Genomic DNA, 23,197 nt, shown 5'->3' with positions numbered 1-23,197 from the left:
CGTTGTGTAAAGCTGGAATCAGAGTGATAAATTAGCCTATACTCAGGCTATTTAATGACCTCCCAGCGAATTAGCGGATTGATGTGTTGAGCGACTACTCTCTTATTGAATTACCTTATCGTGAGGAACTGATTGACCATTATCAGGCCTTGCAGAATCTACCCGGCTTTGCGTTGCTGGAAAGCGGCGACAGGGTGCGCGGACGTTACGACATTCTGACGGCCTGCCCCTATGAAACACTCAAGATTGAAAGCGCAACCGAGTTGCCCGGGTTTTTAGACCGGTTTAAAGCAGCATTACCCACACGTTCATTGCCGCTGGATCTGCCGTTTCAGGGCGGTGCCCTGGGGTTTTTCTCCTATGATTTGGGATGCGCTCTTCTAGGGATCCCTGTCGATAAGCCCAGGACTTTACCGGGGAAAAGCCCATTGGCTCACTGGGGTTTTTACGATTGGGCAATCATAACCGATCACCAGTACAAGACTGTGCGGCTGTTTTCCGCCAATAGCCGGGCCGATACCAAAGCCATTGTTGAGGAAGCCTCAGCCCTCTGGCATCGCCCGTGTACAGCGCGTCAGCCTCTGAACGTCAGCCCTTTTACGCCCCTGGTTACCCGCGAGCAATACCGTCACGCCTTTGATCGGATTCAACAGGCTTTACAGGATGGGCGCTGTTATCAAGCCAATTACACACAACCCTTCCTAGCCGGCTATGAAGGACGCAGTTGGGATATTTATACGCGCATCCGACGGACTAATCCGGTTCCCTTTGCAGCCTGCCTTAAAACCGATCAGGGCGATCTTGTCAGCTTTTCGCCTGAGCGATTCATGAAAATGGATCATGGCGTCTTACTGGCCTCGCCAATTAAGGGCACTGAGCGTCGATCCAGTGATCCCGTGCTCGATGAACAATATAAAGAGCGCCTGCTGGCCAGTGAGAAAAACCGTGCGGAAAACGTGATGATTGTCGACATGATGCGTAATGATTTCAGTAGGATTGCCCAACCAGGCACGGTCAACGTTCCTCATTTATGCGATTTGCAAAGCTTTACCGCCGTGCATCATTTAGTCAGCGATATCGAAGCGCATTGCCGTGAAGGGATTTCGCCCATGGAAGCCTTTTTATCCTGCTTTCCCGGCGCATCCATTACCGGTGCGCCGAAACGGGAGTCCATGCGGGTCATTGCCGAGCAGGAGCTTTTTCGACGTGAAGCTTACTGCGGCAGTATCGGCTATTTTTCCGCTCATGGCCGCTTTGATACCAACATCGCTATCCGTACCCTGATAACCCGTGAGCAGCAAATCAGTCTCTCCGCCGGCGGCGGTATTGTGATTGATTCTGATTGTGACGAAGAGTACCAGGAATGTTTTACCAAAATTGCAGCCATCAGCCGGGAGCTTGAAAAAAATGGATAGGGAAAAGTCAGGTCTTGATGCGGCGGTGATTGTGCTGATTGAGGAGAGCAGTCAGTCCTTGATTCTCACGCAAAGAAGCCAGCAGCTAAAAAATCATCCCGGCGAAATCTGTTTTCCAGGCGGTCGCTGGCAGTCCGGCGATTCGGATTTGTATCACACGGCCTTAAGGGAGTTGTGGGAAGAATTAGGCATTGATGCCGGACGTGTTTATTCCGAGATCCCGCTGGCGGTGGAAAAGACACTGACGGGCTTCATTATTCATCCCTGGCTGGCCAGAATCAAATCCATAAACCCCTGCCGGCTGGATAATCAGGAAGTGGCCGAGGTGTTTCGCACGCCATTAAACCAGGTGTGCCGTAAAGCAAATTATCAATTCATTCCAGTTGAGCGGGAAGGGCTGGTGTTTCAGTCCTGTCATTATTTGGGCGAGCCAGACCGAATCGTCTGGGGCGCAACCGCACGCATCATGATGCAGTTGTGCGCCCTTGATTTAACGAATTGATTACCCGCGCAAAGCCCGGCGCAGAATCTTGCCGACATTGGTTTTGGGTAACTCATGATAGAACTCGACCACTTTGGGAATTTTATACGCGGTCAGATGCTCTTTACACAAGGCAATAATTTCCTCCGACGTTAATTGCGGATCGCGTTTGACGATACAGGCTTTCACACGCTCGCCGGTTTCTTCGTGCGGTTCGCCGACAACACCCACCTCAAGGACGCCGGGGTGCATGCTGATGACCTGCTCCACTTCGTTCGGGTAAACATTGAAGCCTGAAACCACAATCATGTCTTTTTTACGATCGACTAAATAAACAAAACCCTTGTCGTCGACTGTGGCGATGTCGCCTGTGCGCAGAAAACCGTCTTTGGTGAAGACTAATGCCGTTTCATCCGGCCGTTGCCAATAACCGGCCATAACCTGCGGGCCTTTAACACACAATTCGCCTGGTGTGCCGAGAGAGACTTCCTGCCCTGATTCATCGCGAATGGAAATGTCGGTGGAGGGCAGGGGTAAGCCAATGCTGCCATTGTAATCTTCGAGGTACATGGGATTGATGGTCACGGCGGGTGATGTTTCCGTCAATCCATAGGCCTCAAGCACACGGGTTTTGGTCATTTCCTTCCAGCGCAGGGACACGCTTTTCTGTAAGGCCATCCCGCCTGACAGCGCGAGTTTAACCTGGGAGAAATCGATGTCCTTGAATTTGGGATTATTAAGCAGGGCATTAAACAGGGTATTGACCCCGGTAATGGCCGTAAAACGGCTGTTTTTAATTTCATCGATGAAATGCGGAATATCGCGGGGATTGGTAATGAGAATATTTTTCGCGCCGGCTTTAAGGAAGGTCAGGCAATTCGCTGTTAATGAGAAGATGTGATAAAGCGGCAGGGCCGTGACAATAATGTCCTGCTCCTCAATGTGCAGGGGTTTAATCCAGGCATAGGCCTGCAGCACGTTGCAAACCATGTTGCCGTGGGTTAATACCGCCCCTTTGGCCACCCCGGTGGTACCGCCGGTGTATTGCAGAAAGGCGATGTCCTGATGATTCAACGACACGGGTTTAAGCGTTTTGCTGCTGTCCTGCTTTAAGGCTTCATTAAAACGAATGGCCATGGGCAGATGGTAGGCGGGGACCAGCTTTTTAATGTACTTGACGACGGCATTCACCAGGATGCGTTTAACCGCGGGAAAAACATCGCCTATCTCGGTGACCACGACGTGTTTAATGCCAGTATGAGGCAGGGCTTTTTCCACGGTTTTGGCAAAATTGGCCAGAACGACAATCACTTCGGCGCCGGAATCATTCATTTGATGAATCAACTCGTCACTGGTGTAAAGCGGGTTGGTGTTCACGGCGATGAATCCGCCGCGAAGCAGACCAAACAGAGCGATCGGGTATTGCAGTACATTGGGCATCATCAGAGCGACGCGGGTTCCCCGCTTTAAACCGAGCTGCTGCAGGTACAACGCGAATTGATAACTTTTTCTGTCCAGTTCCTCGTAGGTCAGTTCACAGCCGAGATTGACATAAGCTGTTTTATTGGCATGCGCTTTACATGAATCTTCAAACAAAGAGACGAGGGAGGCATGTTCTTCCGGATTAATTGTATGTGGAACGCCCTCTTGGTATTGAGCCAACCATATTCTATCCACGATGATGTCCTTCTGTTATTTATTGCCTCATGCTAGTATAAATAAAAAAGTCAGTGATGGATATCGTAGTTATGGCAGATAATTTGTTGAAATCACAAGCATTTAAGCTCAAGGGCAGGCTTTACACCTTTACAGTACTGCAATTGTTGAATCATGATCTCACCATTTTTGAGCATTATTTGGATGAAGTGATCGCCAAGGCGCCCAAATTGTTTGATAATACGCCGGTTGTATTGGACTTTACCGCCATCCAGGACAGTGAAATCGACCTTCAGGCTTTTTGTCAGGCACTGCGATTAAAAAGTATTTTACCGGTGGCCATTCAAGGCGCAAACCCGCTGCTAAATTCCATAGGTCAATGCATGGGACTTGCGGTTCTCCACGCCTCATCGACTCATGACAAGCCCTTGCTGGATGAGGCCTCTGATGAGGCAGCCCCGGCCTCAGAACCAATTAAAAGCAAATTATTAACAACGCAGGTGCGTTCCGGGCAGCAGGTCGTTTCCAAGGGCGGCGACCTGGTGATTGCTGCCTCGGTCAGTCACGGCGCTGAATTGCTGGCCGACGGTAATATTCATGTGTATGGCGCGTTGCGCGGGCGTGCTTTAGCCGGTATGTCCGGGGACAGGCAAGCCCGAATATTCTGCCAGTCGCTGGAAGCCGAACTCGTGTCCATTGCCGGATTTTACCGTTTAAGCGATGCCATCGAATTGCATCAGGGACCCTGTCAGATTTATCTTCAGGATGAACACATCCAGATCGAGCCTTTATGCTAGAGGCTGTTTTTATTTCCGATTTGCATCTTCATCCTGACGTACCCGCCATTACGCATCGCTTTAATGACTTTATGCAGTGGGCGGCGGCTAACGCGCGAACGCTCTATATCCTGGGTGATTTTTTCCATGCCTGGCCGGGGGATGACAGCATTGATGAGTGGAGTTCCGCCATTGCCAGTACGCTTGCACAGGCCGCATCGCAGGGACTTACCATCTATTACCTGCATGGCAATCGCGATTTTTTACTGGGTCAGCGTTTCGCAACCACAGCAGGGATGACCCTTTTACGGGACCCAAGCCTGATTACACTCGGCGGTGTGCCGGTTTTGTTGACCCATGGTGACCGTTATTGCACGCTGGACAAGGCGCATCAGCGTTTCCGCCGCCTTACCCGTAACCGTCTTTTTACTGCTCTGTTTCTAAAACTCCCCTTGAGCTACCGCAACCAGTTAGTCAGCCATATCCGGCAACGCAGTCAGCAAAACCGTAACAAGGATGAGCAGATGATGGATGTGGTTGCGAACGATGTCCTTAAACACCTGTACCGTTGCGGCGTGCAACAGGTCATCCACGGGCATACCCATAAACCGGGGCTTAGCCGCTATCATTATGGAGCGGTGGATTATTACCGTTATGTACTCAGTGACTGGGATGACACGCCGAAAATACTGTGTTATGATCAACCAAAAGGTTTTGAATTTATACAGCCCATTCGATGAGGTAATTTTATGAAAACCCGTGAAGAATTAGCAAGGGAAGCGAATGCCAAAAAAGCCCTGGAAGACGAACGTGACCGATCAATCCGCCAAGCGCTGACGGACGAAGAGACCAAAAAGCAGGCCCAGCTTAAAAGTGAAGTGGATGTGCTGCGTAAAGAAGAGCGCGATAACGAAGCCATTGAAAAATGGGCTCGGGTTGAAAAAATGGCTGATGATCTGTTGAGCCGCGGGATGGAAGGATACAACGAATGGATAACGATCATGATGAATATCTTCAATGCCTATCAGGCCTTGCATGCCGCACTCTGCGTGACCTTCGATAATCGTCCGATTGAACCCTTGCTAAAAGGCCTTTGGGACAGCAAACTGGGTTTTGCGTCACTCGTTAAATTGATGGATGAAAAAGGCCTGCATCTTGGTGATAAAATCGGCGACAAACTGCGTGAAAAAGGCTGGAAGAAAGATGATTTACTTCCCTTGAAAGTAAATATTGATTTTACGGACAAGGGGGGCACCACGCTTTCGGTGACGTATGACGGCAAACCGCTGCCTGATGAGCAGCAAGAAGTCTTTAAAACCGGTTTTCTTGCCTGGGCGAAAACACGCGGGTATGCAATGGATAATAGCCAGAATCCGCCTGTGTTAAAGGATAGAACCAGCAAACAGCCGATGACCAAAGACGCATTCATCCAACTGAACGCGGATGATCAGAACAGTCTGCAAAGCTTCTTTTCCCATCGTTATCACATGGATGCGGAAATGGATAAAGTCACCTCATCCTCACTTGCGCCCTGATTCGGTCTGCCCTGCTAAAAGCAGGGTATGCCGCTGTGGAAACGAAACACCGTGTCCTGCTGCATGATTAACTCGTTTTCCCGTTGAATAAATTCCGCCAGGCGTGCACTGAAATCAACGCCGCAATCGGACGCCAATGTTAAATAATTTTCAAAATGCCGCGCCTCGGATTTAACCAGCGACTGATAAAATTTCTGCAATACCTTGTCCTCAAGAGAGGGAATTAAAGCATTAAAACGTTCGCAGGAGCGTGCTTCGATAATGGCGCCTACCAGTAATTGCTCACATAAACGCTGTTTGCCATCCCGCCGAATCACCAGGGCATGAAGCTGCTGGGCATAAGCGGAGGGATGAAGCGGCCCGAAAGCGAGACCCCGCGCCGTCATTAAATCAATGACTTTCTCAAAATGAAGCAATTCTTCCCGTGCCAGCGGGGACATCATCGCCACCAGCGCTTTGTTTTCAGGGTACTTGCTCATGAAATTGATTGCCGTGGCCGCCGCTTTTCGTTCGCAGTGAGCATGATCGAGCAGGAGTAAAGGAATATGGCTGATGGCCGCGTCTATCCAGGCTTTGGGTGTGGGCGTCTTTAAAAAATCAATTAAAATTTGCAAATCATCAGGGAGAGGGTTTAGCATCAGATTATTAATCTATAATAGGTTTAACCGCCTTATATATCAAAGACAGTTGTAAAATCAAGTTGGAAAAAGAATGAGCGAAGAGCAAAAGGAAAATGATTTATCAATGTGGCTTTCCACTTATGGATTGATCACGGTAGAGCGCCTTCTTGAACGGTATAAAATTAAACTGAGCCATGATGATCTGGTCAATGCGCTCAAAAAGCCGCATACATTTTATCATCAATTGCTGCGATTGCCTTTGCGCAATGTGTTTAATGGCATTATTTTTCAGCAGGCCCGAGATTATCAGGTGTATGGCCAGAAACTGTATATCGACTATCTGTTATCGGGAGAAAGCGGCAAAAGTGAAACTTCTCCGGGAGCTCAAACGCGGGAAACCTTAAATGCCGAACGGGAAAAACTGGTGGCCTTGGGTGAGAGTTTTCATCAGGAAGAGATAAAACAGGACAAGCTGATTGCCCAAAGTCAATCCATGCTGATTAAACATGCTGCCAATTGGAATGAGGCTCTGTTGCGGGTAGCCAAAGAAATTGGCGATGAATTACGCCGATACAATGTGAATAAAAGCAACGAACAAATCAAAAACGCTGTGCTGTCGCTGTTGGCCCATCATGACGTTGAGCAGCCTCAGCGTGAAGCCCCTTATTGGCAAGGCGTTGCCGTGCAGTTGGGTCTGACTCTGAATGCTGAGATAAAAGCTGTTTTTATTGAAAAAATAGCTGAATTGAATCGATTTAACCGCGAAACGGATGAGGCTGCTCAGGAGTTCAGCCACCGCATTACCGAGATGTCGCACACGCTCAAACGTTATCGCGAGGAATTTAAAGCGGCGATTATCAAGGCGAATGAACTGCTAACGCAATTGCCTGACTATAAAATTAATCCTGTTCAGAACGAGATTAACCGTGAAGAACTTCATTTTGATGCCAGCATTGGCGATCAATCCTGACCGACGGTTATTCATTGATTAACGATCGGATCACCTATTTGAGGGCTTGGGGTGTTTACCATTAGCTAATCCCTTTGGTTTTCATGTATAATATGCCCCTTTATTTAACATTGGAGTAGCATTCATGGCACAAGAACTCACCTTATCCATTATTAAACCTGATGCAGTAGCCAAATCCGTCATCGGCCAGATTTATTCTCGCTTTGAAAAGGCCGGTTTGAAAATCGTTGCCGCCCGTATGGCTCATCTTACCCGTGAACAGGCCGAAGGCTTCTATGCCGTTCATAAGGCTCGTCCTTTTTTCAATGATCTGGTCAGCTTCATGATTTCAGGTCCGGTGATGATTCAAGTTCTGCAAGGCGAAAACGCGATTGCTAAAAACCGTGATTTAATGGGTGCCACCAACCCCAAGGAAGCAGCCCCCGGCACAATTCGTGCTGATTTTGCCGACAGCATCGATGCCAATGCCGTTCACGGTTCTGACAGCGCTGAAACCGCACGTCAGGAAATTGCCTTCTTCTTTGAACCGCACGAAGTGTGCACACGATAAGCCGTTATTGAGAGAATCATGAGCAGTAAAGTCAACCTGTTGAATTTTAATTACCAGCAAATGCGGGATTTTTTCACCCAACTGGATGAAAAGCCTTTTCGTGCCCAGCAGGTGTTGCAATGGATTCATCAGGCTGGCTTTCATGATTTTTCGCAAATGACCAACCTGGGCAAGACACTGCGCGACAAACTCGCTGAGATCGCTGAAATTCGTCTGCCTGAAATCATTGCCAGTCAGAAATCCAGCGATGGAACCCATAAATGGCTGCTTAAACTGGACTGCGGCAATTCCATTGAAACGGTCTTTATTCCCGAAGCGACTCGCGGGACTCTGTGCGTATCCTCTCAGGTGGGTTGTGGTTTGAACTGCAGTTTCTGTTCCACGGCCAAACAGGGGTTTAACCGCAATCTGAGCACGGCTGAAATCATAGGTCAGGTCTGGCTGGCGGCTCGCGAGCTATCAACAAGCCAGGGTCACCATGACAAAAAGGTCACCAACGTGGTGATGATGGGCATGGGCGAGCCTTTGCTTAATTTTGACAATGTCGTGACGGCCATGGATTTAATGATGGATGATTTTTCTTATGGTCTTTCCAAGCGCCGTGTGACATTAAGTACTTCCGGCGTGTTACCGGATCTTATCCGGTTAAGGGAAGTGAGCCCTGTTTCTCTCGCTGTCTCGCTTCATGCGCCAACCGACGAATTGCGTAATATTCTGGTACCCATCAATAAAAAATACCCGCTGGCCAAACTGATGGACGTCTGCAGGACTTACTTCAAGGATGAGCCTAAGCGTAAGGTGACTTTCGAATACGTCATGTTAAAGGGGGTCAACGATCAGCCTGAGCATGCCAGTCAATTAATCAAATTGCTTCACAATGTTCCCGCCAAAGTGAATTTGATTCCATTTAATCCGTTCCCCATGACGCAATACGAGCGTTCATCCAAAGAGACGATCGATGCTTTCAGGGATAGATTAATTGCTAAAGGAATCAATACTATAACCCGAAAAACCCGTGGCGATGACATCGATGCCGCCTGTGGTCAATTGGCCGGAAAAGTCAACGATCGCACCAGTCGCTCTCAACGCTGGCAAAAATTAAATTTCATGCCCCGAAAACCGGAGGGGTTGAACGAAGAATCCTTCACATAAGCGTTTTGAAATTCGGGTATTCATGGTTATAATGCTCAATCTTTTCTAACGCGTTGTGATTACTGTGTTAAGACAATTACGCTTGCCGTTGAATTCAATGAAAGAACAAGCTGGCTTGATTGCCGGTTTCGCCCCATTCATACCGACTCAAGCCATTTTCCGTTCGTGCCGCTTTCTCCTTTTTTGCGGCGTGCTGCTCCTGTTACAATCCTGCCAGCACAGCATGGACGCCAAGCGGCAAAAAGCGGAAAACGTCCAGAAACTGAGTGATGCTGCCTCATTCAATGTGCAACTGGGAATGGGGTATTTAAGGCAGGGTGATCGGCCGCGGGCGAAACGCAAGTTGCTTACCGCGCTGGAGTTGGCGCCCGACTCGCCCGATGTGAATGTGGCTATGGCTTATTTTCTTGAAAAGACAGGCGATATGAATGAAGCCCGCATTTATTATAAGAAGGCTTTGTCTTTAGCACCCAACAGCGGGGCGCAACTTAACAACTACGGTACTTTCTTATGCCGCGCCGGTAAATACAGCGAAGCGGAAAGCTATTTTTTGAAAGCCGTGAGCGACGTGCACTATGTCCACAGCGCCGGAGCTTATGAAAACGCCGGGTTATGCGCAGCGGCTGTGCCGGATTATGCCAAAGCCGAAACCTATTTCAGCAAGGCCCTGGAACAGGATCCTGAGCGTAAACAGTCGCTTCTTGAATTAACCACAATCGCATTGAAACAGAGCCAGCCTGAAAAGGCACTGAAGTATTTACAGAAGTACCAGGAATTATCGTTAAATGATCCCGTTCTGTTAAGCCTGGCGGCGGATGCCGCGACCAAACTGGGGAAAGCAGAGGTTGCAGCGGATTACCAAGCGCGCCTGACTAAATTAACCCGTAATACCGACTATGCCGGAGAAAAAAATGAATTCGACAGTGCCAATGGATGAAGCCCCAGCAGAGAACCCCATACAGAACCCAGGTGCCCAGTTAGCCCATATCCGGGAAAAGAAAGGGTACAGCCGTGAATACGTTGCAGGCAAACTGCATTTAAGAGTGCGATTAATCGAGCTTCTTGAAGAAGATGCCTATGATCAAATGCCGGAGCCAGTCTTTGTTAAAGGTTACTTTCGTGCCTATGCCAAATTACTGGGTGTTTCAGCCGAGCCTTACGTGTCGTCCTTTAATAAAACCGCAGTGGCTGAACGCAAGCCTGAAAAAGCAGCGTTATGGCAAAGCAAGCGCGAATCGCATCGCGGCGAGCGTGCAGTGCGTTGGATAACAGCCTGTATCGTCATTGCTGCAGTTGTGGCAGTGAGTTTCTGGTGGCAGAAAAACAGCGATCAACTCTTTTTTACGAAAGGCGATAGCCAGATGGCTTCACTTAAAAAGCCTGAAACGGATGGGGTAGAAACACAGGTGGAAGTCAAACTGACCGATGTTTCCAAGATGCAATCGATGTTCCGATTAAATTCAGACACCTCAACGGAGAAGTAATTTTGGTTGAGAGAATTCAAGCAATCCGGGGTATGAACGATGTACTGCCCCATCAGACAGAAACCTGGCGTAATCTGGAAACAGTGTTTATCCAGTGCCTGTCGCAATACGGCTATCAGGAAATACGATTTCCCCTGGTCGAAAGTACACAACTGTTCAAACGAACCATCGGTGAGGTCACTGATATCGTTGAAAAAGAAATGTACACCTTCACGGATTTAAACGGTGATAGCCTCACTCTGCGCCCGGAGGGGACGGCAGGCTGCCTGCGTGCCTGCCTTGAGCATGGCCTGCTGCATAACCAGCAGCAAAAATTATGGTACATGGGGCCGATGTACCGCCATGAAAAACCGCAAAAAGGGCGTTACCGTCAATTTAACCAGTTTGGCGTGGAAGTATTGGGTATCGAGGGCGTGCCCATCGAACTGGAGCTTTTGGCTCTTTGTGTCCGGCTATGGAAGACACTCGGTATTGATCAGTCGGTGCGTTTACAGATCAATACCTTAGGTGAACTTTCCGAGCGACAGCATTACAAAGAAAAGCTGGTGCAGTTTTTCAAAGCCAATCTGTCGGTTCTGGATGAGGACAGTTTAAGGCGTCTTGAAAAAAACCCATTACGAATTCTTGACAGCAAAAACCCGGACATACAGGGGTTGGTGAGTCAGGCTCCGCGTCTCATGGATTCGCTCAGCGATGAAAGCCGGCGCCATTTTGATGATCTGTGCGCAGGCCTTGAGCAACTGGGCATTGCTTATGAAGTCAATCCTTTCCTGGTTCGAGGATTGGATTATTATGGTCATACGGTGTTTGAATGGGTCACTGACCAGTTGGGAAGCCAGGCAACCGTCTGTGCTGGCGGGCGTTATGATGCCCTGGTCGAGCATTTAGGCGGCAATAAAACGCCGGCCATTGGTTTTGCCATGGGTGAAGAACGGTTGCTGCTGCTGATGGAAACCTTGCAGCGCACGCCGGAATTCTGCAAAAAACCCTCGCTGTTTCTCATTGCCAGCGGCGATGAGGCGATGTTGCGCGCCCTGACGCTTGCTGAAGAACTGCGTCAGGTGAACGCAGACTGGTGCGTCATAACCAATACGGTTGGCGGAGGATTTAAAAGCCAGTTTAAGAAAGCCGACAGGAGCGGTGCTGATTTTGCCCTTATTCTTGGGGAAGATGAAGTAAAAAATGGACTGGTGAGCCTTAAAAACTTGCGTAATCAGGAAGATCAGGTCACTATCCCACAACAGGATTTAGCAACTCATTTACAGACTATCTTGGATGATGGCAGGAGAAGATGATGTCGGTTTATATGACTGAAGAAGAGCAATTAGAAGCGATTAAAAAATGGTGGAACCGTTACAGCACGATGATTACAGTCGTCCTGTCGTTCATCATGCTGGGCGCCGCCGGCTACAAATATTGGCATTGGCATCAGGAAAAGATAAATACTCAGGCTTCGTCAGCCTACGAACACCTGATGGTGGCTTTTTCCAATCATGATAATAAAGGCATTAAAGCCTATGCCAATCAGTTAATTAACGAGTATGGTCAGACGGTTTATGCCGATGCGGCAAGAATGACTCTGGCAAAATTGCTGGTCAATAAGGAAAAATACAACGAAGCAAGGGACATGTTGAATCAGGTTGCCTCAGCCTCCAGGGTTTCTGCGTTAAAGCAGATTGCTAAAATACGGATTGCCCGTTTGCTGCTGGCTGAAAAATCCTATGACAAGGCCTTAACGGAGCTGTCGGTGGTGGATGATAATGCCTATATGCCTGTCATTAATGAATTGAAAGGCGATATTTATGCGGCTACCGGTAAATATCAGCAGGCAATTATTTCATATAAGGAAGCCATCACGGAAGTGCGTACACACGGCATGGGCAATCTCTTCCTTGAGATGAAGACCAATGAATTGGCGGCCATGACCCAGTCCACCACCATGGATAATCATTCCTTACAAGCTGCATGAGAAGAGGTTTTATGTTTTTTAAGTTGAGTAGAAGTATGATGGCGCTGGCTTTGATTGGTTTGTTGCCAGCCTGCAGTAAAATTGATGATTACATGCTCGGTAAGGACAATACGCCGCAACCTTCCGAGTTAAAACCGGTCAAAGCGAAGGTGACCCTGGTTGAACAATGGAATGCCCCTGTCGGAAGCTCACGAAGAAATGAGGCCTATCTACGCTTAAGGCCTACCGTCTCCAGTAACATTCTGTACAGTGCGGATCATAACGGCTATGTCCAGGCCATTGATAAATCCACAGGCACCCAGCAATGGGCTAAAAAAATCCCCTACACGTTGGTCAGCGGTCCAGCCGTCGGTCAAGGCAGTTTGATACTGGCTACTGATGATTCATCCATTGTCGCCTTAAAACAAAGCGATGGTTCTGAGCTCTGGAAAGCCAATGTGTCCGGTGAAGTATTGGCAAAACCCATTATTGCTCAAGGCAAGGTCATCGCCAAAACGATTGATGGTAACCTTTACGCTTTTGATGTGCACTCAGGCGAGAAAAAATGGGTCTCAGTGCATGGCGCTCCCAGCTTGATTCTTAAAGCCAGCTCATCACCTGTAGTCAGGGGCAATGTGGTCGTTGTCGGCTATTCGGACGGTAAAGTGGATGCCGTAGATCTGGAGTCCGGGCACTTGTTGTGGCAAAAAAGCATTGTGTATGCGACGGGATCCAGCGACGTAGAAAGGTTGGTGGATATTGACGCCGATCCGATTATTCGAGGCAACGTGGCTATTCTTGGCAGTTACCAGGGTTACATTGGTGCCATGTCGCTGACCGATGGGCAATTCCTGTGGAACAAACCCGTATCCCTTTATAAAAACATGGTCGTTCGCGGTGACAGTCTGTACCTTACTGACAGTGATGATGTCATTTGGGCTATCAATACTCACAATGGTCAGGTCAATTGGAAACAGGTTGCGTTAAAAGCCCGAGGTTTGACCGAGCCTGTTTTGATGGGCAATCGACTGTTCGTGGGCGATAAAACCGGCACAATGCACGTGTTGTCAACCCAAAATGGGGAGTTTCTCGCCAGGACGCCCATGAGCGGTGCGGTGAGTGTGGCGCCACTGGCATTGGGCAATAATCTCTACGTCATGACCTCCAATGGGAAGTTAAGCCGTTACACAGTGAGCTAATCGATGATACCTGTTATTGCTTTGGTTGGTCGACCCAATGTGGGTAAATCGACGCTCTTTAACCGTTTGACACGAACGCAAGATGCGCTGGTGGCTGATTTCCCCGGATTAACGCGCGATCGCCAATACGGTGAAGCAGTTTATGAAAACAAACCCTTCATTGTGATTGATACCGGCGGTGTCGGCGTTGAAGACCAGGCGGTGGATGAATTAATGTCCAGGCAGTCAGAGATTGCGTTGGACGAAGCCAACATCGTGCTTTTTCTTGTTGACGCGAGAGCCGGATTAACCGGTATTGACGAACAAATCGCGCTGCAATTGCGAAAAATCAACAAACCGGTTTTTCTGGTAGTCAATAAAAGCGATGGTCTGGACGAAGAAATCGCTTCGGCTGAATTTCAATCCCTAGGCTTTAATCAACTGCATGCCATTTCGGCCGCCCATGGACGCGGCATGCATTCGTTGCTTCGCGCCATGACTCATGATTTCGCACCGGCCTCAGAGGATGAGGACACGGGTGAAAAGGGCATTAAAATCGCCTTTGTCGGACGCCCCAATGTGGGTAAATCCACCCTGGTCAACCGCATTCTCGGCGAAGAGCGGGTTGTGGTGTACGATATGCCCGGAACCACTCGCGACAGCATCGCCATTCCCTTTGTCCGGGATGAAAAAAATTACATTCTGATTGATACAGCCGGGGTGCGTCGACGCTCGCGGGTCGATGAGAAAATTGAAAAATTTTCCATTATCAAAACCCTGCAATCCATCCGTGAGTCCCACGTATGCCTTATGCTTCTTGATGCTCGTGAAGGCTTAACCGAACAAGACATGCACCTGTTGGGCTTTATTGTTGAATCAGGCAAGGCCCTGGTGATTGTCGTCAACAAGTGGGATGGGCTTGAGGATTCGCATAAAGAGCATGTCAAAGACGAGCTGGCCCGCCGTCTCCACTTTGTTCAGTTCGCGAAAACCCGTTTCATTTCGGCTCTGCACGGCAGCGGGGTTGGTTTATTATTTAATGACATTGAACAAGCCTATCGTTCCGCCATGCAGGGGTTATCGACACCTAAATTAACCCGACTGCTGCAGGATTTGGTGGCCCAGCACAACCCGCCTTTAGTCAGTGGCCGCCGGATTAAATTGCGCTACGCCCATGCTGGCGGGCACAATCCGCCCATTATCGTAATTCACGGCAATCAATTGGATGCCTTGCCTGACAGCTACAAACGCTATTTAACCAACGCGTTTATTCAGCACCTCGATTTGGTGGGAACACCCTTGAAACTGGAATTCAGAGGCAGTGAAAACCCATTTAAAGGGAAAAAGAATAAATTGAGCGAACGGCAGGTTAAACGCAAAAGGCGATTGATGAAACATGTGAAAAAGCGCTAATCTTCGGAGGTGGGTGAGATTACCGGCTCATAAACGTACACCAGGATATTGTGAACTGCCGTGATCCGATCGATTAACTCATCATCCAGTTTGCAGCCTTTTTTAAGAAAGATAAAGCCTTCGCTCGATTTCAAATCCCTGGATAACACCATGCCGCTGAGTAACTGATGCGGCTCCAGGGCTTTTTCCATCAAAGCGGTCTGTTGTTCCGGTAAGGAGGCAATGATATCCATAAACAGCAGCAATAATTTTCGATCGTAACGTTCCTCATTTTCTTTCATATAAGCCAGGGCTTGTTTGGCTGGGTATTTCTCTTGAAAAATCAATCCATACATTAATTCATTGTAATCGACAGCAATAGCAAGAATGGCGGAAAAAAGCGGTATGGAGTCGCCTTTTACCCCATGCGGATACCCTTTGCCATTGAAGCGTTCACGGTGATAAAGGATGGTATTAACCACCTCTTTTAAAGAAGGAAAAGCAGAGAGCGACATGGCGCCTAAAATCGGGTATTGCTTGAATTCCTGGTATTCTCTGGTAGTCAGTTGGGCAAAGGGTTTAAATCGTATCTCTTCGCGCAACCCGTTACGACCCAGGTTATGAAGCATGGCTGCAAGGTAAACGGTTTGAATTTCCTTTTCATTGAGATGCATGGCTTTTGCCAGAAGTTTAGCGTGGGTGGCTACTTTGCGGGAATACCCCTTGTTGTGATTTTCATTCAATTCCTGAATGGATAAAAAAGCCTGAATGGCGGCTTCATGGGTTTCCTGTAAATCCTGATAGCTGCGATGCAATTCCGCTGTGCGCTTCTGAATTTTTTCTTCCAATTGACTGTTTAGAATTTTTAATTTTTCATTTTGTTGATTAATCAATTCCTGCATGATGCGATTTTGATCACGCAGTAATTTATTTTCCAGCATGCTGTTAATGGCGCTTAACAGTTCCTCTTTTTTAGAGGACTTGGCAAGGTAATAATTCACCTGACCCACGTTGATGGCGGCAATTGCCGTGTGAATGTCATCGTAACCCGTCATCAGGATACGCCTCACATCAGGCCAACGCTCTGCGGCTTCTTTCAGGAATTCCGCGCCGTTCATTTGCGGTATGCGCATGTCGCAGATAATGATATCAATGGGATTATTTTCAAGAATCCTAAGACCATCCATCGCGGATTCAGCGATATGAACTTTATATCCCTCAGGCGTCAGTGTGCGCTGCAGGCTGATAAGCGTGCTGGGTTCGTCATCAACAATTAACACGGTGGGCTGCACGGCTTATCCTCCCTGAAAGCGGCCTGAACATTTTTATAGTATAAGACAAATTTATCAGGTCAGTGACTTGACATACTACGGGAAAGTGATTGATAAAGCTAAAAATTAATTAACGTCCTGTCAAGGGCCGGGTTATTGTTAATCGAAAGAGATTAGCTGCGCGGCGGGCCGTGTCAAAGAAGGTTTAAGGATGAAAAATCAAAAAAACTACCTGATTGTGGTGATTCTCAGCTTGTGCAGTATGGCTTATGGCGCATCGATTGCACCGCCTTTTGAGAGCATCGGCGACATGCAGGCTAAGCTTGTTCGAGGGGAAATCACTTGTACCGAGGTGATTAATCGTTACCTTAAACGGCTAAAACAGTACAATCTAGGGGGTGATGGCAGGCCGCCGATTAATGCCTGGACAGCCCTCAGTACGCAAAGCGGTGCCGAAGCGCAGGCGCTGGATGATTATTATGCCGCAACGCATCGTTTGATTGGGCCCTTGCATTGCGTGCCTCTCATTATTAAGGACAATATTGACTCCTATGATTCAACCAGTACCGTGGGCAGTCTTGCCTTGCTTGGCAATCAGCCGGCCAGGGATGCTTTTTTGGTGGTTCAATTAAGAAGAGCGGGGGCTGTCATTTTAGGCAAAGGGGCCATGGACGAGTTCGCTTCGGGCATGTTTGGCATCAGCAGCCGCAGTGGCCGAATTGGCAACCCGTACAATACCGAAAAAAATCCTGGCGGCTCAAGCGGTGGTTCCGCTGCTGCTGTCAGTGCGGGCTTTGCTCTGGCAGGAATTGGTACAGATAACAGCGGCTCCATCCGTATACCTTCAGCATTTAATGCCCTGTACGGGTTGCGCCCCAGTACTGGATTGGTCAGCCAGACAGGCATTTTCCCCAACGGCAACCTTGATGGTACAGCCGGCCCCATGACGCGTCATATTGAAGACATGGCACTGATTCTGGATGCCATCGCCAAGCCGGATCCTCATGACAGCAAAACGCTGCCAGTACCACGGGTAACGACTTACCGAGCGTTTCTGAATAAGGAGGGCCTGAGAGGCAAGCGGCTTGGCATTGTGCGTCAGGTGGGTTTAATCAAAACCTTTCAGTCCATGCCGAAAGACGTCGAAAAACTTCTGCAAGGGACGTTAACCAAACTGCGTGAGGCCGGTGTCACGGTCATAGATAATGTCTATCTCACTGATTTCATTAATAACCGCAACGTGAACATGTCCGGGATGGCCGAAGAAATCAATGACTATTTCAAATCATTTGCCTCTGTTCGAAAAAGTTACCGTGATTTCTGCCAGTCAAACCGTACCCGGGTGTATGGCGATGTGAAGGAGTGCCTGCAGTTTTTAACCAAGCTGCCGGCTAAAGACAGTCGATCTTACCGGGAGGCTTTACAGCGGTTTGCCAGTAACAGAGCGTATGTGGAGAACTACATGCGTGAAAATCAGCTGGATGTTCTACTGATGCCGATTAGCCGGGTGGGTGAGGCCACTTATGATGCGTATGAGGTTAATACCTGGCAGGCGCCGGTCGCGTCTAATGCCGGTTTACCCGCTTTAAGCATTAACTTGGGCTATATCGGAAAAGAGCCTATGCCTGTTGGTGTGGAATTGATAGCTCAATCGTATCAGGAGGGTCTTTTGCTCGAAATAGGCTATGCTTATGAGCAGCGCATTGCACCCGTCTTAATTCCCCCTGACCTGCCAGGCGAAAATAAAAAACTGGCGTCTCTTTCTCTGGCCGCTTATAACAACCTGCTCAGTGAAATAGGTTATCAAAGCTTTTATCAGGTGCTGAAAGACAACCAAAAAGAAGAGTTAGAAGAGGCGCTCACGCCAAAACGGTTTACAGAAATTACCCGTCAAGCCGTTCAGAGCTGGCCTTAGATTCGTATGGTCAGCACATCACAAGGCGCATGATGGACAACGGCATGGGCAGTACTCCCTAAAAAGGCCGGCAAATGCCCAGGCGTGTGGCTGCCGATAATCACTAAATCACAGCCTAACTCCTTCACTTTTTTGAGCACCAGTTGTTTAATGGAGCCGATTGCGACATGCTGCTGCGCCACAGGTAGAGACAAGGCCTCACCCAGCACATTCATCACAGTGACTGCATCGTCCTTGACCGGATTGCCCAATTCAGCAAAACCCAGTCCCTGAGCTAACTGCAAGGATGCAGGGGGCTCAATCACATGCAGAAGATGGAGCGTTCCTCCAAAGGCCTTGGCAATGGCCACGGCTTTCTGGCACATGGCAAAATGGTTTTCTTTTAAATCCGTGGCATGCAAAATAGTGGCGTACACGATTCCCTCGCAAAAAACCGCCGTAGTTATATGATAGTGTAGTTAGTTCTTTAAAAAAGACAACATGCAATTAAAAGCGAAGGGCATCAGACAGCAGACGTCCGTCAGGAAGTTTAACGTGTGGATTAAGGGCGAGCAGTGGCAGGCAGGCAAAATCCCTTTCCAGTAGGCGCGGATGAGGGATAGTCAGGCGTGGGCTATCCAAAACCAGTGGGCCGAACAGCAAAATATCAATGTCTAAGGTTCTTGCCCCCCATTTGATCTGACGCAGGCGCCCCTGATTGTGTTCAATTCGGTGGCAGTGGGCCAGTAAAACCTGTGGAGAAAGGCGGGTTTGAATGGCAGCCACGGTGTTGGTGAACTGAGGTTGAGTTTTTCGTCCCCAGGCTTCATTGCGATAAAAGGGCGCTGTTTGCAAAAGACGGGTTTCCGGCAGAGTCCGCAAGGCGGCCAAGGCGCGGCGTAACTGCCTCTCGGCGGAGCCAAGGTTGCTGCCTAAACCTAAATAAACACAGGTCATGACACAGTTTTAGGCTTGCGGCGTCGTTTGGGTTTTCGCGAAGGTGGTGGCGCCAAGGCGGCAATCATCGCCGTTTGTTCGTTTTCAGGCGCGTCCTGGAATGTTGTCCACCACTGGGCCAATTCCATCGATTCGTCACCGGCCAATGCCCGCAAGGCAAGAAAATCAAAGGCGGCGCGAAAGCGCGGGTGTTCTAACAGATTAAGCGCTCGTCCACCATGGCGCTTGTTAAAGCGAAATTGCAGGAGCCACATTTCCCGCATCACCTGAGTAAAGCGTTTGGGTATGGCAATGACCTTATTCTGTTCGGCAATAACATGATTCATGGCCCGTTCCAGCGCCGGCAGTGCAGGAATATTTTCTTCCTGTTGCAATTGCAGAGCTTTGGCCTTGAGAGGGAACCAAAGCAGCACGGCAAACAGGAAAGCCGGCGTGACCGGTTTACTGTCACGAATGCGGGCATCCGTGCTTTCGAGCGCAATCCCTAACAGGGCATTGACCGGGTAGTCGCTGTTTAACAGGCGGTGGGTTTGTTCAAAGAGCTCCGCGAATAAGCCATGTTCCTGCAATAAACGTTGCACGCTTTCACTTTCACCGCACTGGTAGAGCTTGGTCATTTCGTCAAAAAGACGCGAGCCGGAAACATGGCGGATGAGGGGACTTAACTGAGCAAGCGGAGCGCTGGTTTCTGGTGCCATGTTGAAATGCAGTTTGGCACAAAAACGGATGGCGCGCAGCATGCGGACGGGATCTTCCTGATAACGGGTGACCGGATCCCCAATCATGCGAACGAGACGTTCACTGACATCCTTTACTCCGCCGGTAAAATCAACAATGGAAGCATCTTCCATGTTGTAATACAGTGAGTTAATGGTGAAGTCGCGCCGCCAGGCGTCCTGATCCAGGGTGCCGTAGACATTGTCACGCACCAGCATGCCCTGTTCATTGGTTTGCTGGTTGACATCCATGGCCTCACTGCCTCGGAATGTCGCCACTTCAATGATGTCGCGGTGGAAAATAATGTGAACCAGTTTGAAACGACGGCCAATAATTCGTGCATTACGGAACAGTTTTTTAATTTGGATGGGCGTGGCATTGGTCGCCACATCAAAATCTTTGGGTGACTTACCCAATAAAAGATCACGCACACTTCCGCCAACAAGATACGCTTCAAATCCCGAGCTGCTTAACCGATTGAGTACTTTTAGAGCGTTAGGGCTGATATCTGTTTTCGATAAATGATGATGATTACGGGGAATGATGTAGCTGGCATTAACAGGGACGTGTTTAGTCCTGGTTTTCCGTAACAGCTTTTTGATTAGCTTAATTATTGTCGTCACCTACAAACGTAATAGAACATGGCGCGCTATTATAACGAATCTCCTGACTAATGTGAATCATTTACCTGGACGGCATGATCATGGAAAATAGCGGTATTTTCCCACGTCATAGAGATTGCAAATGGATGTTGTTGATATCATCGTCAGCCTGTCAGCGCTGATTATCCTCGAAATAGTGCTTGGCATCGATAACCTGGTGTTCCTGTCGATTCTGACTGAGAGATTGCCGGCTGAAAAACGCCGCAAAGCCAGGCGCTGGGGCTTGACGTTTGCCTGGGTGACCCGATTAATGCTCCTGGCTTCTGCTGTGTGGCTGGTTAAATTAACCCGCCCCTTGATTCATGTGGGCTCCTTTGGTTTCTCAGGCCGGGATCTATTCCTGTTGGCCGGAGGCGCGTTTCTAATCGCCAAGGCAACTCAGGAAATTCATCATGAAGTGGGGGAAGAGCCGACTTCAAAGGTGCTTAGCGGCAAGGGGGCTTCAACGTTTAGAGCCGTGGTCTTTCAGGTGGCGGTCATGGATATTATTTTTTCACTCGACAGCGTGCTGACGGCCATTGGTTTGACAACGCGCTTCTGGGTGATGGCCACGGCCATTACCTGCGCGATTTTAGTAATGATCTATGCCAGTGAGCCTGTAAGCCGGTTTATTGAAAAACATCCCACAGTGAAAATGCTGGCTTTAAGTTTCCTGATTTTAATTGGAATGGTATTGGTGGCCGATAGCTTTTCTTTCCATATCCCCCGCGCCTACGTTTATTTTGCCATGGCCTTTTCGTTGGGTGTGGAAATGCTTAATTTGCTGCGAAGCGCCCGCCGTAAGCGCAAAAAGTCATAGTCCCTTCACCTCGACGGGAGAGAAAAGGATGGGTTGGTATTGGCGAAGAAAAAGATGACCAGGCTCTCTCCCGCTTGCGGGAGAGGGTTGGAGAGAGGGCCAGCCGGCTGTTATTCGATCTCAATCATTTCAAAATCTTCTTTCCCGGCACCGCAATCCGGGCAAAACCAGTTTTCGGGTACTTCTTCCCATCGGGTTCCAGGCTCGATGCCATCTTCTGGCCAGCCTTCCGCCTCATCGTAAATAAATCCGCAGATCACGCAGATATAGCGCTTGTATTCTTGCATACCTGTTGCCTCAATTAAAAAGCGGTAATTTAACCACAGTCAAAAACAATGTAAAGTTTATCAGCCTTTTTTTGCCACACTCTGTAAAACTCGATACTATATCCTATTTTTGGCAATGGAGTCGTCATGAGCAATTCACATGAATTATTTTCACAGGCCCAGTCCGTTATCCCTGGCGGCGTCAATTCACCTGTCCGTGCGTTTAAGGGCGTTGGCGGTGAGCCTATTTTCTTTAAGTTGGGCAAAGGCGCTTACCTGGTGGATGTGGATGACCGCCACTACATTGATTATGTCGGTTCATGGGGACCTTTAATTCTAGGCCATTGTTTCCCATCCCTGGTGGATGCTGTTTCCAATGTCCTTCATAACGGCATGAGTTTTGGTGCGCCGACCGAGCTTGAGGTGCGGCTTGCGGAAAAAATCATTGAATTGATGCCAGCCATTGAGAAAGTACGCATGGTGAATTCCGGTACGGAGGCGACCATGACGGCTATCCGTCTAGCCAGAGGGTATACCGGCAAAAATAAAATTATTAAATTCAACGGCTGCTATCATGGTCATAATGACAGCCTGCTGGTCAAAGCCGGTTCAGGTTTATTGACCCTCGGAATCCCTGCAACCCCCGGTATTCCCCCAAGCATTACCGAACACACATTAACGGCTGATTTTAACGATCTTGAACAGACTGCCCGTTTGATGGAACAGTTTTCAGGTGATGTGGCCGCTATTATTCTTGAGCCTGTGGCGGGCAACATGGGTTTCGTCCTGCCAAAACCTGACTTTTTGCAGGGTTTACGTACGCTTTGTGATACCTACAACACCGTGCTCATTTTTGATGAGGTGATGACCGGGTTTCGGGTTGGGTTGGGTGGTGCGCAGCAGGTTTTCAAAATAACTCCGGATTTGACAACGCTTGGTAAAGTCATCGGCGGTGGAATGCCAGTCGGTGCTATCGGCGGTAAGGCGGACATTATGTCCCATTTAGCGCCGCAAGGGCCTGTCTATCAGGCAGGGACTTTATCCGGCAATCCTCTGGCCATGGCCGCGGGTCTTGCGACACTCCAAGAAATTGCCAAACCTGGTTTTTTCGAGAAATTAAGCCTGACCACCAGCCAACTCATTAAAGGGTTGCAGGACATTACCACCGACATGGGTATCCCATTCTTTGCCGCCTCATTAGGGGGTATGTTTGGTTTTTGTTTCAATGGCAAAGAATCCATCGATAATTACATCGACGTCGCGGCTTCCAATGAAACGCTGTTTAAGCGATTTTTCCATGGCATGCTGCAAAAGGGGATTTATTTTGCTCCTTCCATGTATGAGGCCGGCTTTGTGTCCAGTGCGCACGCTGAGGAGGAACTGCGATTGACGCATTTGGCTGCGGAGAGCGTGTTGGCGGAGTGCATCAAAGCGAATGTTTAAATCGGCCAGTTAGGTGGATGCTGTCAGGATG

The 23,197-nt window shown here is 48.8% G+C and carries 24 protein-coding genes; 17 read left to right on the top strand and 7 right to left on the bottom strand.

Annotated features, from left to right (window positions below):
- Positions 1 to 86: 86 nt before the first annotated feature.
- Both pabB and Lrub_RS00440 read left to right on the top strand, forming a co-directional pair.
- The gene (gene pabB, locus Lrub_RS00445) at positions 87 to 1,415 is read left to right on the top strand and encodes an aminodeoxychorismate synthase component I (protein WP_058530261.1); all 1,329 of its coding nucleotides are present in this window, start codon (positions 87 to 89) and stop codon (positions 1,413 to 1,415) included.
- Entirely contained in the window at positions 1,408 to 1,917 is a 510-nt protein-coding gene (locus Lrub_RS00440) for an NUDIX hydrolase (RefSeq protein ID WP_058530260.1), read from the top strand. Before pabB ends, Lrub_RS00440 begins: the two co-directional genes overlap by 8 nt.
- Here the strand turns inward: Lrub_RS00440 and Lrub_RS00435 are convergent, their stop codons facing one another.
- Positions 1,918 to 3,573, bottom strand: a complete 1,656-nt coding sequence (locus Lrub_RS00435) for an AMP-binding protein (RefSeq protein WP_058530226.1) — start codon at positions 3,571 to 3,573, stop codon at positions 1,918 to 1,920.
- A 71-nt stretch (positions 3,574 to 3,644) separates the two neighbouring features.
- Here Lrub_RS00435 and minC point away from each other — a divergent pair, with 71 nt between their 5' ends.
- Genes minC through Lrub_RS00420 form a run of 3 tightly spaced genes read left to right on the top strand, consistent with a single transcriptional unit; the run spans position 3,645 to position 5,863 of the window.
- Positions 3,645 to 4,349, top strand: a complete 705-nt coding sequence (gene minC / locus Lrub_RS00430) for a septum site-determining protein MinC (protein WP_058530225.1) — start codon at positions 3,645 to 3,647, stop codon at positions 4,347 to 4,349.
- A complete protein-coding gene (locus Lrub_RS00425) occupies positions 4,343 to 5,068 on the top strand; it encodes a UDP-2,3-diacylglucosamine diphosphatase (RefSeq protein WP_058530224.1) in 726 nt (241 codons plus the stop codon). Before minC ends, Lrub_RS00425 begins: the two co-directional genes overlap by 7 nt.
- A 9-nt stretch (positions 5,069 to 5,077) precedes the next feature.
- The gene (locus Lrub_RS00420) at positions 5,078 to 5,863 is read left to right on the top strand and encodes a hypothetical protein (RefSeq protein WP_058530223.1); all 786 of its coding nucleotides are present in this window, start codon (positions 5,078 to 5,080) and stop codon (positions 5,861 to 5,863) included.
- 14 nt (positions 5,864 to 5,877) lie between these two features.
- Here the strand turns inward: Lrub_RS00420 and Lrub_RS00415 are convergent, their stop codons facing one another.
- Complete coding sequence (locus tag Lrub_RS00415; RefSeq protein ID WP_058530222.1) at positions 5,878 to 6,501, bottom strand: MiaE family protein; 624 nt, start codon at positions 6,499 to 6,501, stop codon at positions 5,878 to 5,880.
- A 73-nt stretch (positions 6,502 to 6,574) separates the two neighbouring features.
- Between Lrub_RS00415 and Lrub_RS00410 the strand changes: the two genes are divergently transcribed.
- The 9 genes from Lrub_RS00410 (at position 6,575) to der (ending at position 15,178) form a co-directional block, all read left to right on the top strand.
- Complete coding sequence (locus tag Lrub_RS00410) at positions 6,575 to 7,453, top strand: hypothetical protein (protein WP_058530221.1); 879 nt, start codon at positions 6,575 to 6,577, stop codon at positions 7,451 to 7,453.
- A 124-nt stretch (positions 7,454 to 7,577) separates the two neighbouring features.
- A complete protein-coding gene (gene ndk / locus Lrub_RS00405) occupies positions 7,578 to 8,003 on the top strand; it encodes a nucleoside-diphosphate kinase (protein ID WP_058530220.1) in 426 nt (141 codons plus the stop codon).
- A gap of 18 nt (positions 8,004 to 8,021) precedes the next feature.
- Positions 8,022 to 9,155, top strand: a complete 1,134-nt coding sequence (gene rlmN, locus Lrub_RS00400; RefSeq protein ID WP_058530219.1) for a dual-specificity RNA methyltransferase RlmN — start codon at positions 8,022 to 8,024, stop codon at positions 9,153 to 9,155.
- Positions 9,156 to 9,219: 64 nt separating this feature from the next.
- Entirely contained in the window at positions 9,220 to 10,092 is an 873-nt protein-coding gene (gene pilW, locus Lrub_RS00395) for a type IV pilus biogenesis/stability protein PilW (protein ID WP_237760713.1), read from the top strand.
- Positions 10,067 to 10,639 carry a helix-turn-helix domain-containing protein gene (locus tag Lrub_RS00390; protein ID WP_058530218.1) on the top strand — a complete coding sequence of 191 codons (573 nt, stop codon included), beginning with the start codon at positions 10,067 to 10,069 and terminating at the stop codon, positions 10,637 to 10,639. Before pilW ends, Lrub_RS00390 begins: the two co-directional genes overlap by 26 nt.
- Complete coding sequence (hisS, locus tag Lrub_RS00385) at positions 10,639 to 11,934, top strand: histidine--tRNA ligase (RefSeq protein WP_193392343.1); 1,296 nt, start codon at positions 10,639 to 10,641, stop codon at positions 11,932 to 11,934. Before Lrub_RS00390 ends, hisS begins: the two co-directional genes overlap by 1 nt.
- Positions 11,934 to 12,608 carry a YfgM family protein gene (locus Lrub_RS00380; protein WP_058530216.1) on the top strand — a complete coding sequence of 225 codons (675 nt, stop codon included), beginning with the start codon at positions 11,934 to 11,936 and terminating at the stop codon, positions 12,606 to 12,608. Before hisS ends, Lrub_RS00380 begins: the two co-directional genes overlap by 1 nt.
- A 35-nt stretch (positions 12,609 to 12,643) precedes the next feature.
- Positions 12,644 to 13,786: an outer membrane protein assembly factor BamB gene (bamB, locus tag Lrub_RS00375; RefSeq protein WP_058530215.1), complete on the top strand. Its 1,143-nt coding sequence runs from the start codon at positions 12,644 to 12,646 to the stop codon at positions 13,784 to 13,786.
- 3 nt (positions 13,787 to 13,789) lie between these two features.
- On the top strand, positions 13,790 to 15,178 hold the full coding sequence (gene der / locus Lrub_RS00370; protein ID WP_058530214.1) for a ribosome biogenesis GTPase Der: 1,389 nt from the start codon (positions 13,790 to 13,792) through the stop codon (positions 15,176 to 15,178).
- Here der and Lrub_RS00365 read toward each other — a convergent pair.
- Positions 15,175 to 16,449, bottom strand: coding sequence for an HD domain-containing phosphohydrolase (locus tag Lrub_RS00365; RefSeq protein WP_058530213.1), 1,275 nt, complete (start codon positions 16,447 to 16,449; stop codon positions 15,175 to 15,177). The genes der and Lrub_RS00365 overlap by 4 nt on opposite strands.
- Positions 16,450 to 16,639: 190 nt before the next feature.
- On the opposite strand from Lrub_RS00365, the gene Lrub_RS00360 reads away from it, so the two are divergent.
- A complete protein-coding gene (locus Lrub_RS00360; protein ID WP_058530212.1) occupies positions 16,640 to 18,343 on the top strand; it encodes an amidase in 1,704 nt (567 codons plus the stop codon).
- Here Lrub_RS00360 and Lrub_RS00355 read toward each other — a convergent pair.
- The 3 genes from Lrub_RS00355 to pcnB all read right to left on the bottom strand — a co-directional run bounded on the left by Lrub_RS00355 (position 18,340) and on the right by pcnB (position 20,589).
- On the bottom strand, positions 18,340 to 18,759 hold the full coding sequence (locus Lrub_RS00355; RefSeq protein WP_058530211.1) for a universal stress protein: 420 nt from the start codon (positions 18,757 to 18,759) through the stop codon (positions 18,340 to 18,342). The two genes, Lrub_RS00360 and Lrub_RS00355, sit on opposite strands and share 4 nt — an antisense overlap.
- Positions 18,760 to 18,829: 70 nt before the next feature.
- Positions 18,830 to 19,279, bottom strand: a complete 450-nt coding sequence (gene folK / locus Lrub_RS00350) for a 2-amino-4-hydroxy-6-hydroxymethyldihydropteridine diphosphokinase (RefSeq protein WP_058530210.1) — start codon at positions 19,277 to 19,279, stop codon at positions 18,830 to 18,832.
- The gene (gene pcnB / locus Lrub_RS00345; RefSeq protein WP_058530258.1) at positions 19,276 to 20,589 is read right to left on the bottom strand and encodes a polynucleotide adenylyltransferase PcnB; all 1,314 of its coding nucleotides are present in this window, start codon (positions 20,587 to 20,589) and stop codon (positions 19,276 to 19,278) included. The genes folK and pcnB overlap by 4 nt, the downstream gene beginning before the upstream one ends.
- Before the next feature lie 151 nt (positions 20,590 to 20,740).
- On the opposite strand from pcnB, the gene Lrub_RS00340 reads away from it, so the two are divergent.
- Positions 20,741 to 21,457, top strand: coding sequence for a TerC family protein (locus Lrub_RS00340; protein WP_058530209.1), 717 nt, complete (start codon positions 20,741 to 20,743; stop codon positions 21,455 to 21,457).
- A 110-nt stretch (positions 21,458 to 21,567) separates the two neighbouring features.
- On the opposite strand, the gene Lrub_RS00335 is transcribed toward Lrub_RS00340, so the two are convergent.
- Positions 21,568 to 21,744: a rubredoxin gene (locus Lrub_RS00335; RefSeq protein ID WP_058530208.1), complete on the bottom strand. Its 177-nt coding sequence runs from the start codon at positions 21,742 to 21,744 to the stop codon at positions 21,568 to 21,570.
- 126 nt (positions 21,745 to 21,870) lie between these two features.
- On the opposite strand from Lrub_RS00335, the gene hemL reads away from it, so the two are divergent.
- Positions 21,871 to 23,166 carry a glutamate-1-semialdehyde 2,1-aminomutase gene (gene hemL, locus Lrub_RS00330; RefSeq protein WP_058530207.1) on the top strand — a complete coding sequence of 432 codons (1,296 nt, stop codon included), beginning with the start codon at positions 21,871 to 21,873 and terminating at the stop codon, positions 23,164 to 23,166.
- The last annotated feature ends 31 nt before the right edge of the window (positions 23,167 to 23,197 follow it).

Origin of the sequence: Legionella rubrilucens, from assembly GCF_001468125.1 — a bacterium.
Lineage (GTDB): Bacteria > Pseudomonadota > Gammaproteobacteria > Legionellales > Legionellaceae > Legionella_C > Legionella_C rubrilucens.
Note: the sequence above shows the minus strand (reverse complement) of the source record. Positions and strands in the feature narration are given on the sequence as shown.

Bases quoted from the DNA above. Each gene is read 5' to 3' on its own strand.
- Lrub_RS00440 (WP_058530260.1), top strand. From the start codon at position 1,408: ATGGATAGGGAAAAGTCAGGTCTTGATGCGGCGGTGATTGTGCTGATT.
- minC (WP_058530225.1), top strand. From the start codon at position 3,645: ATGGCAGATAATTTGTTGAAATCACAAGCATTTAAGCTCAAGGGCAGG.
- Lrub_RS00425 (WP_058530224.1), top strand. From the start codon at position 4,343: ATGCTAGAGGCTGTTTTTATTTCCGATTTGCATCTTCATCCTGACGTA.
- Lrub_RS00420 (WP_058530223.1), top strand. From the start codon at position 5,078: ATGAAAACCCGTGAAGAATTAGCAAGGGAAGCGAATGCCAAAAAAGCC.
- Lrub_RS00415 (WP_058530222.1), bottom strand. From the start codon at position 6,501: ATGCTAAACCCTCTCCCTGATGATTTGCAAATTTTAATTGATTTTTTA.
- Lrub_RS00410 (WP_058530221.1), top strand. From the start codon at position 6,575: ATGAGCGAAGAGCAAAAGGAAAATGATTTATCAATGTGGCTTTCCACT.
- ndk (WP_058530220.1), top strand. From the start codon at position 7,578: ATGGCACAAGAACTCACCTTATCCATTATTAAACCTGATGCAGTAGCC.
- rlmN (WP_058530219.1), top strand. From the start codon at position 8,022: ATGAGCAGTAAAGTCAACCTGTTGAATTTTAATTACCAGCAAATGCGG.
- Lrub_RS00390 (WP_058530218.1), top strand. From the start codon at position 10,067: ATGAATTCGACAGTGCCAATGGATGAAGCCCCAGCAGAGAACCCCATA.
- Lrub_RS00380 (WP_058530216.1), top strand. From the start codon at position 11,934: ATGTCGGTTTATATGACTGAAGAAGAGCAATTAGAAGCGATTAAAAAA.
- bamB (WP_058530215.1), top strand. From the start codon at position 12,644: ATGATGGCGCTGGCTTTGATTGGTTTGTTGCCAGCCTGCAGTAAAATT.
- der (WP_058530214.1), top strand. From the start codon at position 13,790: ATGATACCTGTTATTGCTTTGGTTGGTCGACCCAATGTGGGTAAATCG.
- Lrub_RS00360 (WP_058530212.1), top strand. From the start codon at position 16,640: ATGAAAAATCAAAAAAACTACCTGATTGTGGTGATTCTCAGCTTGTGC.
- folK (WP_058530210.1), bottom strand. From the start codon at position 19,279: ATGACCTGTGTTTATTTAGGTTTAGGCAGCAACCTTGGCTCCGCCGAG.
- Lrub_RS00340 (WP_058530209.1), top strand. From the start codon at position 20,741: ATGGATGTTGTTGATATCATCGTCAGCCTGTCAGCGCTGATTATCCTC.
- Lrub_RS00335 (WP_058530208.1), bottom strand. From the start codon at position 21,744: ATGCAAGAATACAAGCGCTATATCTGCGTGATCTGCGGATTTATTTAC.
- hemL (WP_058530207.1), top strand. From the start codon at position 21,871: ATGAGCAATTCACATGAATTATTTTCACAGGCCCAGTCCGTTATCCCT.